This window comes from Rothia sp. HMSC069C01 (genome assembly GCF_001814655.1).
GTDB classification, from domain to species: Bacteria; Actinomycetota; Actinomycetes; order Actinomycetales; family Micrococcaceae; genus Rothia; species Rothia dentocariosa.
In genome coordinates this window covers 13,184-26,967 of record NZ_KV817391.1, presented here as the reverse complement: position 1 = coordinate 26,967, position 13,784 = coordinate 13,184, and the positions used below count along the sequence as shown (strand labels likewise).

General features: G+C 52.6%; 9 protein-coding genes. 8 read left to right on the top strand and 1 reads right to left on the bottom strand.

From position 1 onward, the window contains the following. Positions 1-213: 213 nt before the first annotated feature. The 3 genes from HMPREF2981_RS04785 to HMPREF2981_RS04775 all read left to right on the top strand — a co-directional run bounded on the left by HMPREF2981_RS04785 (position 214) and on the right by HMPREF2981_RS04775 (position 4,610). Positions 214-2,064 carry a phosphoenolpyruvate carboxykinase (GTP) gene (locus HMPREF2981_RS04785; RefSeq protein ID WP_070661201.1) on the top strand — a complete coding sequence of 617 codons (1,851 nt, stop codon included), beginning with the start codon at positions 214-216 and terminating at the stop codon, positions 2,062-2,064. Positions 2,065-2,424: 360 nt separating this feature from the next. Then, on the top strand, positions 2,425-2,937 hold the full coding sequence (locus tag HMPREF2981_RS04780; RefSeq protein WP_004006574.1) for an RrF2 family transcriptional regulator: 513 nt from the start codon (positions 2,425-2,427) through the stop codon (positions 2,935-2,937). Between the two features lie 503 nt (positions 2,938-3,440). Further along, positions 3,441-4,610, top strand: coding sequence for an FAD-binding oxidoreductase (locus HMPREF2981_RS04775; RefSeq protein ID WP_070661197.1), 1,170 nt, complete (start codon positions 3,441-3,443; stop codon positions 4,608-4,610). Positions 4,611-5,373: 763 nt separating this feature from the next. Here HMPREF2981_RS04775 and HMPREF2981_RS04770 read toward each other — a convergent pair. Then, positions 5,374-6,777: a phosphomannomutase/phosphoglucomutase gene (locus HMPREF2981_RS04770; RefSeq protein WP_070661194.1), complete on the bottom strand. Its 1,404-nt coding sequence runs from the start codon at positions 6,775-6,777 to the stop codon at positions 5,374-5,376. Positions 6,778-6,927: 150 nt separating this feature from the next. On the opposite strand from HMPREF2981_RS04770, the gene manA reads away from it, so the two are divergent. The 5 genes from manA (at position 6,928) to HMPREF2981_RS04745 (ending at position 13,771) form a co-directional block, all read left to right on the top strand. Next, the gene (gene manA, locus HMPREF2981_RS04765; protein ID WP_070661191.1) at positions 6,928-8,109 is read left to right on the top strand and encodes a mannose-6-phosphate isomerase, class I; all 1,182 of its coding nucleotides are present in this window, start codon (positions 6,928-6,930) and stop codon (positions 8,107-8,109) included. Between the two features lie 203 nt (positions 8,110-8,312). Further along, positions 8,313-9,236: a hypothetical protein gene (locus tag HMPREF2981_RS11060; RefSeq protein WP_238789146.1), complete on the top strand. Its 924-nt coding sequence runs from the start codon at positions 8,313-8,315 to the stop codon at positions 9,234-9,236. Between the two features lie 135 nt (positions 9,237-9,371). Further along, positions 9,372-10,796, top strand: coding sequence for a pentapeptide repeat-containing protein (locus tag HMPREF2981_RS10765; protein ID WP_141756663.1), 1,425 nt, complete (start codon positions 9,372-9,374; stop codon positions 10,794-10,796). A gap of 93 nt (positions 10,797-10,889) precedes the next feature. Further along, complete coding sequence (locus tag HMPREF2981_RS04750) at positions 10,890-13,349, top strand: RNA ligase (protein WP_070661184.1); 2,460 nt, start codon at positions 10,890-10,892, stop codon at positions 13,347-13,349. A gap of 152 nt (positions 13,350-13,501) precedes the next feature. Next, positions 13,502-13,771 carry an ACT domain-containing protein gene (locus tag HMPREF2981_RS04745; protein ID WP_004006581.1) on the top strand — a complete coding sequence of 90 codons (270 nt, stop codon included), beginning with the start codon at positions 13,502-13,504 and terminating at the stop codon, positions 13,769-13,771. Positions 13,772-13,784 lie beyond the last annotated feature (13 nt).

The window sequence follows — 13,784 nt, the reverse complement described above, 5'->3', positions numbered from 1 at the left end:
AGGACAAGAGCGCTGCAGTGGGTCAAATATAAAATACTCGACTCATCAGCTAAATGCGCTATTCTAGATGAACACGAGGATGTGGAAAATTCCACGGGCGTGTATTTAAGGAAGCTACACGCCCTCGTTAGTTTAAAACATCCTCACAACACACTGCCTGCCGTGCCAGTGAGGTGCCCGGCAATTCTCAAGACTCAAAGGGGAAATAGGTCAATGACTGACATCTCAACCGGTACTCTTTCTGCAGAACTTGAAAAGAGCCTGCAGAACGCTCCCACAACCCACCCCGAGCTCTTAGCCTGGGTGCGCGATGTTGCAGCACTTACCGAGCCCGACCGTATCTACTGGGTTGATGGTTCCGAAGAGGAATACAACCGACTCGCCCAAGAACTGGTCGATGCAGGTACCTTCGTACGGCTAAGCGATCATGAGTTCCCCAACTCGTATGCAGCGTTCTCTGACCCCGACGACGTGGCACGTGTGGAAGAGCGCACCTTTATCTGCTCACAGACCGAAGAAGGCGCTGGTCCTACCAACAACTGGCGTGACCCCGTGGAGATGAAGCAGACTCTCACCGGCCTTTTCAAAGGTTCGATGCGCGGGCGCACAATGTACATCATTCCCTTCGTCATGGGCTCTTTGAAAGCAAAGAACCCCAAGATGGCGGTCGAAATTACCGACTCCGCCTATGTGGTGTGCTCAATGCGCATTATGGCAACTATCGGCAAGGATGTGCTCGCGAAACTGGACGAAACCCAGGGCTTCTTCGTGAAGGCGCTTCACTCCGTAGGCGCCCCGCTTGAGCCCGGGCAGGCAGATGTGCCCTGGCCCTGCAACCCCGAGAAGTACATTGTGCAGTTCCCCGAGACCCGCGAAATCTGGTCCTTCGGGTCGGGCTATGGCGGCAACGCGCTGCTGGGCAAGAAATGCTATGCACTGCGTATCGCCTCGGTTATCGGTCATGATGAGGGCTGGATGGCTGAGCACATGCTCATCCTCAAGGTCACCAACCCTGAGGGCATTACCCGCTACATCTCCGCCGCATTCCCCTCTGCCTGCGGTAAAACCAACTTTGCGATGATGGATCCCACCATTGATGGGTGGAAGGCCGAAATGGTCGGCGACGATATCGCGTGGATCGAATTTGACGAGAACCACCAGGCTCGCGTCGTTAACCCCGAGGCGGGTCTTTTCGGCGTGGCGCCCGGCACTGGTTACTCCACTAACCCCAACGCCATGAAGGCAATCTCTAAGGGCAATACTATCTTCACCAACGTGGCGCTCACTGATGACGGCTCCGTATGGTGGGAAGGTAAGACCGACGAGGCACCTGCGCACCTGACCGACTGGACCGGCAAGGACTGGACTCCTGAATCGGGGCGTCCCGCAGCGCACCCCAACTCGCGTTTCTGCACCCCCGCATCCCAGGTGGATATGCTCGCTCCCGAGTACTACGATCCCGAGGGTGTGCCGCTGAGCGCCATCGTGTTGGGCGGTCGCCGCAAGACTACCGTGCCGTTGGTCTCCGAGTCCGACAGCTGGGAACAGGGCGTCTTCCGTGCGGTCACCCTCTCCTCTGAGACCACAGCAGCCGCAAAGGGTGCCGTCGGTGTGGTTCGCCGCGACCCCATGGCAATGCTTCCCTTCATCGGGTACAACGCGGGCGACTACTTCCAGCATTGGATCGATCTTGGTAAGAAGCACGGTGCCGAGAACATGCCGAAGGTCTACTACGTGAACTGGTTCCGCCGCACCCCCGACGGCAGCTTCGCATGGCCCGGCTTTGGTGAAAACTCCCGCGTGGTCAAGTGGATCTTCGCCCGCCTCGACGGCAAGGGTGGCGGCACGCAGACCTTCCTAGGTACCGTACCCACGAAGGAAGACCTCGACCTGACCGGTCTGAGCATCAGCGATGAAGAACTTAACGCAGCACTCGCCGTTTCAAAGGATGAATGGTTGGCCGAGCTGCCCGGCATTGACGAATGGTTAGCGAAGTTCGGCGATAAGCTCCCCGCAGAGGTCAAAGCTGAGCGTGACGCCTTGGCAAAGTCTCTTGAAGACTAAGGAACATTCGACAATATGACATCACGGTGGGGTGGGATGCGCTGACAATGCGTATCCCACCCCATCGTTTGTGGAAGCCTGCTCTTACATTGTTGTAAAGCACATCCCACCGATCGGGTGTGTAGCGCGTACAGTATGATATGGCATACTCAGGCGTGTGGGATGGTGCACACTTTATGCAGAAAAGGTGTAAATATCCACCAATGCCTTAAAATATTGCTATACAGACTCCGCATTTTGTGTGCAGTAAAGCCATACCTAATTTTCGTGCGGGTGGTACGAAGACTAGAATTTTCCGGTAGAACGGACAAGCCCTATATTATTTAGCCCTCAATAAACTGTTGAAAGGAGATACGAAGCATGCGCCTGACGGCTTTTTCAGACGTATCACTACGTATTATGATGCTTCTTTCTTCCTTGCAGGAAGGGGAAAAACTCTCGACTCAGAGGATCTCGGAGGGAGTCGGAACCCCTTATAATCACGTCGCAAAATCTGTGGCGTTTCTCGTCAATCAAGGGTTGCTTGAATCTACCCGTGGGCGATCCGGTGGCGTCCTGCTGTCGGAGACGGGGCGCAAAGCGACCGTGGGGCAGGTACTTCGTAGTACCGAGGGTGATATTCCTATGATTGAATGCGAAGATGAAAACGGCAACTGTCCCCTAGATAGTTTTTGTCGTCTGCGAACGGTTTTAGCCCGCGCTCGTGAAGCTTTCTATGCTTCTGTTGATGATGTTGTTATCTCTGAACTTCCCGCCGGAGCGCGGCCTGCTGGGCCCGTTTTTGTGGAACTGGGGTTGGGGCCGCTCGTGCACGAGCCTACGGAACGAGAGCTGCCGCCCGTACCTCCCCGGCCTGCAGTAGCATCGCATTAAAGATTAAAGTCTCAGGGTGACAAATGTTTGTTGCTCAGAGAGTAGATGCACTATGCGAGAGAAAGTAGCGGATAAACCGTGAAAGCGTGGAGTTTTCTCTTTTGATAGCTTGCCTCTGTCAAGGGTTGGCACCGTAAGAATATACATTGACCGTATGTGCCCGGTGTCCGTTTAAGAGGGCAGGTATGTGACCTGAGTCCGCCTCCGTAAGAGGGGCAGGTGACTGGTATGCCAGTTTATACGTTGTAGAACAACACTGCTGTTCACCCTGCGTGAAACCTAGCGTCAAGGTACAAAATTATTTTTATTCACATCACGGTATATCGCGGTGAAAATAATCACATAAACACTACTATGCAAAACACACCATCTGATACAAAGGCATTCTAAATATTTCACGCCGCAAGAAAACACCATCTTAGCAAACAATAAAAGGTGATAACCTAAAAAGGTTTACAAGCAAAATATCACTAAAATCTAAGAAAGAAAGGCGCACATCCCTCATGCTTTCCGAAAAATCACGCCCGGTTATCGAGGCAACCCTGCCGATTATTGCAGAGCGTATCGGGCACATTACACCAGACTTCTACGAGCGTATGTTTGCCGCCCGTCCCGACCTGATGGATGGCCTCTTTTCCCGGTCGTCTCAGCTCGAAGGCACCCAGCCGAAGGCGCTTGCTGGGTCCATCGCGGTCTTCGCCTCCTACATTGTGGAGCATCCCGATTCCTACCCTGACGAGGTGCTTTCCCGTGTGGCGCATAAGCACGCATCCTTAGGGCTTCAAGAGAATGAATACCCGACCGTCTACAAGTATCTTTTCGAGGCGATTGCCGCAGATCTGGGCGAAGCAGCAACTGAAGAGGTTGTGGACGCCTGGAGCGAAGTGTACTGGCTCATGGCGAACGCCCTGATCAAGATCGAAAAGGGACTCTATGCATCCCAGGCAAATAATGTTACCCACGCGCCCTTCAAAGTTGTTGATCGCCAAGAAACCGGCGATAACGTGGTCGTGCTGACCTTTGAACCTGCCGATAACACCCCTATGACTGAGGCGAAAGCAGGCCAGTACATTTCCATTATTACGAAGGCACGTGATGGTCTGCGCCAGCCCCGCCAATACACCCTGCTTCCGTCCGATAAAAACCAGCGTCGTATCGGAGTGAAGCTCGATCCGAACGGCGAAATGACTTCGATCATTCACGGCCTCAAGATTGGCGATGTCGTCGAGATTTCCAACCCTTACGGTGACCTCACCCTGGAGGGCTTCGGCTCTGCGGATGCACCCCTCTACCTTTTCTCAGCGGGTATCGGCGTAACCCCTATGATTAGCTTCCTCAATGAGCTGATTGAGTCCGGTTCTCAGCGTCAGGTAACCGTGGTTCACGCTGACCGTCGCCTTGATACATGGCCGCTGCGTGAGGAAATGACCGAGCTGATCGAAAAACTTCCTCACGGTAAGCTCATCTCGTTCATAGAAGACGAAGAAACTGGCGATTACCGTGGCCGTGTGGACATCGCAAAGCTGGGCGTACCTGCGGAGGCAAACGTATACCTGTGCGGTCCGCTGCCGTTCATGAAGGGCGTGCGTTCCGCTCTCGTGGATGCAGGTGTACCGGCGCAGAATATCAATTATGAGATCTTTGGACCGGATCAGTGGATGCTGCGCTCGTAAAGGCTACTTTGGTGTAGCCTGTGCTGGGGTATTTAGAGGCGGCTGGGTGAGCTGATAGTCGCCTTCTTCAAGATGCCTCTGCGCAACTCCGTCTCTCGGCGCTAGGGGCGCCTCGTTCCTCTTTTATTGCGCATCTGCATCCTGAAGAAGGCTCTTGGAGATGAAGCCGCTCAGGAGACCCATCTGACGTTGCATCGAATATCCCATACTCGTAGGGAGAGGTAAGGATATTGGGGGCTTTGAGCCCCCAATATCCTTATTTAAGTATTTTTAATAGCCAAAGGTAAACTAAAGAAGCCCCCGTCGCGGCTACACCCCACGGAACACTTCTGACCTAATCAGCCGTGGAGGGTCGTAGTTCCGAAAGGGGGTGAGACGGAATGCCGAAAAAGGTAAAAGCAAAATCGCTTTGGCGGCTGCGCGAATTATCAAAGCCCTCGCGCAACTCGTCAAAGCGATTGCTGACCTAATCGACGTCATCGGCTAAGCCGATGTGACGTTTCAGCGGGTTCCCCTAGCTTCGCGGTTTAGGGGTGCCCGCTATCTAACATTATACCTAAATATCAGTGGGTATATCCCTGTTAAAACTACAAAGCCCTCGCGCTGGCGTTCACGCCCGGCACGCCTACCGGGGCGAAGCGGCTTAAATGCGCTCGTGCCAGGGCTGTAATGCGATCGTATAACCCAGCATCAATAATGCATAGAAGAAGGGCGGATACCGATAATAATCGGCATCCGCCCAAAATAATGTGAGCTCAAAGAACTACTGGCGCACCAGAGCCAGGATCTCGTCGCGCACGCGCTCCATTGTGGGGGTATCCGGTGCTTCAAGGTTCAGACGCAGGAACGGCTCAGTATTGGAAGGCCGCAGATTTGCCCACCAGCCTTCTTCGGTGTTGGTGAAGGTGGTACCGTCGGAGTCTTCGACCTCTACAGGCGCGCCAGCGTAGTGCGCGCGTACACGGTCTACCGCAGCTGCCTTGTCCTCAATCTCGGAGTTGATCTCGCCGGATGCGACATAGGGGGAGTAGCTGGCGCTGATCTCGGAGAGCGCCTGGTTACCGCCGCCGAGGGCCGCGAGCACGTGCATCGCGGCGAGCATGCCGGTGTCTGCGTTGAAGAAGTCCTTGAAATAGTAGTGCGCGGAGTGCTCACCGCCGAAAATACCGGATTCTTCAGCCATGACTGCCTTGATGAAGGAGTGACCCACACGGGTTTTCACGGCGCGTCCACCGAGCTTTTCGACGAGCTCGGGTACGGCCTTGGACGTGATGAGGTTATAGATAATAACCGGCTGCTCATTGCCTTCCGCCTTAGCGCGCGCGATTTCACGTTCTGCCACGAGCGCGGTAATGGCGGAAGGGGTGACCGCGTTACCCTTCTCATCAATCACGAAGCAGCGGTCGGCATCGCCGTCGAAGGCAAGACCGATGTCTGCGCCGTGCTCAACAACCGCCTTCTGCAGATCGACAAGGTTGGCGGGTTCAAGCGGGTTAGCCGGGTGGTTCGGGAATGTGCCGTCAAGCTCAAAGTAGAGAGGCACGATCTCAAGTGGAAGCGTGGGCAGAAGAGCATCCCCCAAGACGGCGGGTGTGGTCTTACCGCCCATGCCGTTACCCGCATCCACAACAACCTTGAGGGGGCGAATATTGGAGAGGTCTACGAGCTTACGCAAGTACTCGGCGTAGGCTTTGAGAACGTCCTTTTCGGTGACGACGCCGGGATTCTCAACGGTAGGAATAGAGCCTTCGTCAAGGTACTTCTGAGCAAGATCACGAATATCGAAAAGACCGGTTTCGGAGGATACAGGAACCGCCCCGGCCTTAGCCATTTTCATGCCGTTGTATTCGGCGGGGTTGTGGCTTGCGGTGAAAGTAACGCCTGCCGCATTCTCAATACCGCATGCGAAGTAGAGCACATCGGTTGAAATGAGACCGATTTTTTGGACGTTTGCGCCGCGTGCGGTGGCACCTTCAGCGAATGCATCCATGAATTCGGGGGAGGAGGGGCGCATGTCACCGCCCACCAAAACGGTCTGACCAGCCAGACCGAGCACATCAACAAAAGCGGCGCCGGTTGCACGCACAGTTTCGTGGGTAATAGTTTCGCCGACGATACCGCGAACGTCGTACGCCTTAAATGAGTCTTTGAGGTTAATAGTAGTCACTCATTTATTTTAGCGGGTATATCTTCGAAATGTACCTCTATAATTGGTGGGAGTATCCAGAGAATTCCCTGAATTTTATGGGTTTTATATCACGTATACCGTAGTTTTGGTGATGTTGCGTGTAAAAGTTCCTAGAAAGGCCAAGGCAACATGGGCGAAATTTTTCCGCTGAAAAATAAGATTCAGAATTATGCGTGGGGTTCGCACGAAGTTCTGGGTCGCATGCGCGGTGTGCCCGTACCCACGGAAAAGCCGGAGGCTGAGGTTTGGGTGGGGGCGCATCCTGCGGCTCCGTCTGAGGCCACGGTCGATGGATCTGTGTCGCCGTTGAACGAGCTGGTGGCGGCGCATCCGGACCGTTTTTTGCGCCCTGACCGCGCGAGCGACTGGTTCCCGTTCCTGTTTAAGATTTTGGCTATTGATGCTCCGCTGTCGATCCAGGTTCACCCTACACCGCAGCAGGCCGTCGCCGGATTCGAGGATGAGCAGGCGCGCGGGATCCCGGCTGATGCACCGCATCGTAACTATAAAGACCGGTACTCTAAACCTGAGAACGTAATCGCCTTAACCCCCATGAAGGTACTGACGGGCGTGCGCCCGCAGGGCGAGCTGCGAGAGCTGGCTGAAGCTTTTGGCGCCGATTGGCTAAGCTCTCGCGTGCAGCTAAGCCCGAAGCAACTGCTGACCGAAATCATTCGTCTTCCGCAGGATGCTGCTGACCGCGCCATAGCGGGTTTGATAAATGCGGCGCAAAATCTGATGACACAGGATGGTATCTCTGTAACGGTGTCGGATGCCGCCGACCTGGTGAACCTGGTGGCGCAGAAGTATCCGGGTGATAAGGGGCTACTCGTCGCGTTTGTGATGAACCTGATGAATCTTGCGCCGGGGGACTCTGCTTTTACCCCGGATGGCCAGGTGCATGCATATGTTTCTGGCACGGCGATTGAGCTCATGAATCCCTCGGATAATGTGCTGCGCGCAGGTCTTACCCCAAAGCATATTGATGCGGAAGAACTTATTAAGGTGCTCGGCGAGCATCAGGATGCGCCGGTACTACAGCGCCCGGAGGCGAACGGCTTGGGCGTGGAACAATACGCCATGTGGGATGAACGCATGAGCGTGCAGCATATACGGGTGCTCGCTGACGAATCAGTTGAATACACCTTTGAAGGCACTTCTGCCGCGCTGGTGGTGGATGGTTCGGTCACGATTTCTGCGGGCGAACAGAACATAACGCTGTGCGGCACCGAGTCGGTGCTGCATGCTGGGGATTCTACTTCCGTTACCATCACGGGGGAGGGCGAACTGTATATCGCCCGGTATGTGTAGGATTCGCCCTAGAAATAATGTAGGTTTCGCTCAAAAGGTTAGATTCTTTCCTCGTATTTTGGTTATATACCCTCTGCTCACGATTAAATGAGGGATAAAATTTATACCTTCCTGTAGGATGTAAAATACATCACCAAAATACTGATCTTTCTGATATGCGCATCAGATAGACCACATCAAGAATGAATCTTCAGGAGACCTCCATGAGAACTTCCGGATACAGCTGGTTTACTGGGAAGCTGAGCGAAGACCCTCGTACCACCGATACTATCGTTCTGACTCTTCCCGGATATTTAAGTCTTCTGGCGGAGATGCGCAGGGATGTTTCTACCTTGGAAAGCATTGCGGCTGAACTTGAAGCCGTAACTGTTGTTACGTTGTATTACCAACGAGGCGGCGAAGACTTACCGGATTATCGCGCTCAGACTCTAACCTCTGGGTGGGACGCTGAGTTTATGCGAATTTTTGCGAGGTACAACAATTTTGCACGAATTTGGAACAGCCACAGTTTTAGGGTTCTGGGGTATGTGCCGGTTAAGGTTGGGGAAGGCAAAACTGAAGGACCCGAAACAGATGTATATATGCAGAAAATTACGAAACTTATCGAATTTTGCATGGGATGTGTGAACGGGCTGCGCGAGTACGATTATCCGCTTGCCGAGCTTTCTGAGAATGATCCGGAGCTTGCTGATGAAGAAATTGCAGCTAGTTTACATGCTGGGGCTAATAATAAGAATGCACCTGCGGATCCTCTCCAAGCTCGTGAACGTATAGAATCTGCCATCAAACGGATTGTCGCCATAGAATCGGAGAACCCTTCAAAACCCGATCTGTATCCCTTGAATTCAGATAAGGAAGGTTTTGAGACTCCTGAAGTAGACCAGGCATGGACCCAAGCACACGGTTCCGATATGGTGAATGCCGTGAAAAATTCTACCGATTGGTCACTCAATAATTTCCTAGTCACCTTTATTGAGGCGAAAGAACCCAGTTTGCAGGAATATCGATTCAGTCCCTACGCCGAATCACGATTATTATCCGCTGCTCTATGCTCAGTCATGGATTCGGTAGATAAAGCTGGTATGACCGAGATTGTACGTTCTGGTATGACCTATATGGTTAAATAATATAGGTATCATCGCACAATATTATATTGCTATGATTTTTAGCTTAAGCCTATTCTGCATATACCTATATTTCACCCACCAGAAATATGGGTGTATGTACATAGGAAAATATTAGTATATATTCGGAGCAAAAGAATGAATGATGAAGATTTAAGGACTGTAGAGACGTACCGTCTAGAGTTGTACATGCAAGCATGTGAAAACTTGAGTGCAGAAAACGAAGCGGTGCGCTTAAGCGGTGCCCAAACACTTGTAGGTCTCGGCGATATTTGGCATAGTGATAAAACTTTTCCTGAGGAAACTCGCCGAGAACATGTGCAGAAGATCATCGACACTTTATGCGCCTATATACGATCACCTTTCCACATTGCCACAAAAATTAAAAACAACCTTGAAAAAATTGAAGGCAGGTTTACACGACAAGATATACAGCATGAGATCGATATTCTCGCCACTGATGAGAAAGTTGAATATATAAGCGAACGTAATGTCCGTAAAAATATCCTGCTCTCTATTTATAATCGTGTTCATGTGCCCGCAACAAGTATGAGGCACTTTTGTGAACTTCATTCTAGTGGAAGGGATAATTCAGGCATTTGGTCTTCTTATACCTTTAATTTTTCAGGCTCAGTATTTTTCTATCCCATTCAATTTCGATATGCCCATTGGGGTGCTCGGGTAGATATGAGCGACTGTGTATATCTTGATGCTGTAAGGATGCAACACTCTCGATATATGACTTTTGTGGATTTTAGCCATTCTATATTTTACTGTGATGTTGACCTGAGGGGAATAAGTTATGTGCGTCGTATGAGCCGACGTGATTCTATATATCATGGCAAGGCAGACCTGAGATCTTCATACTATGGAGGGACTGCAAATCTGAGTGGATCTGTGTACTATGATAAAGCTATCTTCGCAGACTCTGAATTTCGACTTTTCTATTTCAAAACTGTGAGCTTTCGAAACTCAATTTATCACAGTAAAGTAAATTTTAGATATTGTTTTTATCATGAAGATGTAAATTTCAGTGATTCTGTTTACTGCGATGCTGTAGATTATAGGTATTCTACATATCTAAGAGAGTCAAATTTTTCTGAATCTACATATTATAAAAGAGTTAATTTTGCTCAGTCTATATACTGGTATTCATTATTTATAAATAACACATATCATGAATACGTGAATTTCAGTGGATCCATCTATGGATGGAGCGTAGATTTCCGAAATTCGTGGTATAGGAATAAACCTAAGTTCTCTTCGTTTAACTCCCGGTGGACAAAACCTTCTTTGTTTTCCTTTGAAAGATTAGGAAGGACCCAATATACAGATTTTTCGACCCGAACGGATGAACTATTAGGGGAGAGCCCTGAAGCTCCTTCAATAGAGCCTGCTCCCCAAAACTCTGTTCTACCTGTCGGATGTAGGTTCTTAACAGAGGAAGAACAAAAATACTGTCAAGATACAGTCTACGGGCCCTACTTTGACTGTAACCAGCTGCAAAAAGTCCTCGAATGGTTTGCTCCAAAGCTCAAGACTTATCGCAGGAGCAAAAAGTAAGAAGAATTGCAGAGGAACTGCCGCACCCCGAGGGACAGTTATGTCATCCTGGGAAGACCCAACCACAACCTCCGACGACGAAAGACAGCACCGATGGCACGTAAAATCTTCCTCTTAGCCGGTGCGGCGGGTGCAGGGAAGAGCACCTGGATCGCCGCGCATCCCGAACTTGCAGACCTCACGCATTCTTGGGATGCCGAGCGCCGCAAATGCGGATATATCACCTACACGCTCGATAATCAGCCCGCGCTAGCCCTATCGCAAAACACCAGTGCCGAATCGAAGGCTATCCGCCGGGTGAACGACTGCGTGGAAGAGAATATGCGGCACGGCAACACCGTATTTATCGACAATATGAACGTGCTGCTGCGCAACATGAAAACTTTCCTCGAATTTGCGCGCAAATACTGCTACACCGCATACCTCGTCGATTTTCAAGGCGAACTCACCCTCGACGAGCTGTATACGCGCAACATAGCCCGTGAATACACCAAGCGCGTACCCGAAGAGGTTATCGAGACTGCCTACAACAACCACCGCGAGCTGCGCGAGAACTGGCGTAGAACCCTCAAAAACTACCGGGATGTGGTCGCCGGGTACATCGCCCCCGACCAGGTTTTTACCGAGCTCTTTACCCCGGTGCGTGCGCTCGATAACTACCATAAAGTAGTCGTGGTCGGCGATATTCAGGGCATGGGTGGTGAACTCGAAAAACTTATTGACACTCTCTCACCCGAAACCGGGCTGAGCGATGAAAACATCTGCTGGATATTCGCCGGTGACCTCTTCGATCGCGGGCAAAACCCCGAAAAAGTCTTTGACATCCTTGAACCTGCCCTTGGTACCTTGCCTAATGTGCACCTGGTGATGGGCAACCACGAACGCTCCATTATGCACACTATTAGGGGCGTGCGCCGCTACCGTGACGCCCGCGAAACCCAGGATGCGCTCGCCGCCCACGGCGTGTACAACAGCCGAGTGATCGCCATGCTCAACACTGCCGTGAATATGATGCCCTTTACTCTTGGGCAGGAGCGTTATTTCGTGACCCACGCCGGGGTTGCACCGCAGCTCTTCGCGGATTCCCATCGCACGCTGGAAAGCGTAGGGGAGGGGTACCTCACGGGGCTGTATGCAGATGAAACGTTCTATTTGGGTTCTAATCCGTACCCGCAGGCGCGGGCGGGTAAAACCCAGTACGCAGGCTACGAAGAGACGCTCAACGACCTCAGTCGGGCCGCCGGTATCACCCAGATTTACGGTCACCGCCCGGCGGCACTCGGTTCGGAAGGATACAGTAATCTCATTCCGTTAGAAAGCAGCGTCGAATTTACCGGCGGCGAGCTGAGTGCCGTGGTGTTCAGCCGCGAGGATAGCGCATCCGGTGCACCCGAAAAAGCCGTGTGGAAGCGCGAAATCGTGAAAATTCCATCGAGCTCCCTCGTCCCCGACCCTTACGCCTCTGGGAGTAGAGCGGTGGGCGCCTCGAAAAATACCGCAAACGGTGCCGCAGAACCTCTCAACGACGGGCATCGCCTGCTAGAGGAGATGCGCGCCAACCCCAACGTGAACGTGCGCGCAACCGAACCTGCCGGCGTGCTCGCATGCAATTTCACGCGTAAAGCCTTCTACAAAGGCGCCTGGGATAAGACCACCGCCAAAGCGCGCGGGCTCTTTATCCACGCCGAAACCGGCAAAATTGTGGGGCGCGGGTACGAAAAATTCTTCAATATGGACGAGCCCGGGCATGAAAGCGAGGCACACGTTCGCAAACGCCTCGCCTACCCGGCCGTTGCACGCGCCAAAGAAAACGGATATCTAGCGATTATCACGGTCTTCGACGGCATGCTCACCGTCTACAGCAAGAGCGGAGTAACTGCCTACAGCCGCCACGCCGAAAGCATCCTGCGCGCCGCCCTCACCCAGGAAGAACGCGCCCGGCTTACTGAAGCGCTCACCTGCATGGATTCATCACTAACCGTTGAGGTGGTCGATCCGTTCCGCGACCCGCACATCGTGCCCTACGAACACGTCACGCTCTATTTGCTCGATATGATCGCAAACACCGCGCAGTTCAGGGTGAAACCGGCTCGCTTTGAAGACCTGTGGCTCTCACCGAAAGCCTTCGCGCAGCCGCGCCCCACCGAAGACTACGGCTCCGTACGTATCTCTACCGTCGAAGAAATTCCCCTCAAAGACGACGCCGATTTCACCCGCCTGCTTCAGGATGCGCGTACAAGCGACGCTGAGGGCTGGGTTATCCGCGACTCTACGGGCTATATGGTTAAAATCAAGGCGCCCGGGTACTCCGCCACGAAACGCGCCCGCGCAATTCCCGCACTGGTGGACTACCTGCGCGAGCCATCCGAACAGCGCAGGGGCACCCAGGCCGACCGTGAGAAGCTGGAACGCAACGCCGAACGCCTGGGGCTGAACCTCAGCGACTATATCGTCTCCACCATTAGCAGGCACCGCGCATGGGATTTACCGCGGTTGGCACCGCATCTGAAAGACCTGCTGCACGGCGTTAACACGCACGGACGGCTGGACTAGCCCACAAGCTGAGGCGGCGCCCGCGAGAACGTGAGCGCCGCCTCAAGCATATTGCGCGGGTCTGCATAGCTATACGTGCGTTACAATTCCTAAACAAGCATTCGTGCCAGCAAACGTGCGAATACCGGGCTTACACGAGTAAAGGAATCACCGTGAAAATTATTCTGACCGTAACCGGAATCGATCACGAAGGCATTATCGCCGCCGTCACCACCAAGCTCACGGAACGCCATGTGAATGTGCTTGACGTTTCTCAAACCATTATGGGCGAGTACTTCACCATGATTATGCACTGCTCCTTTGACGACACCGAACAGAACCTCATCGACCTACAGGAGTCTATGACAGCCGTCGAACACGCCCAAAAGGTGCAAATCCGTATTCAAGCGGAAACCATCTTCAAAGCGATGCACAGCATCTAAGGCGCGGGATAAC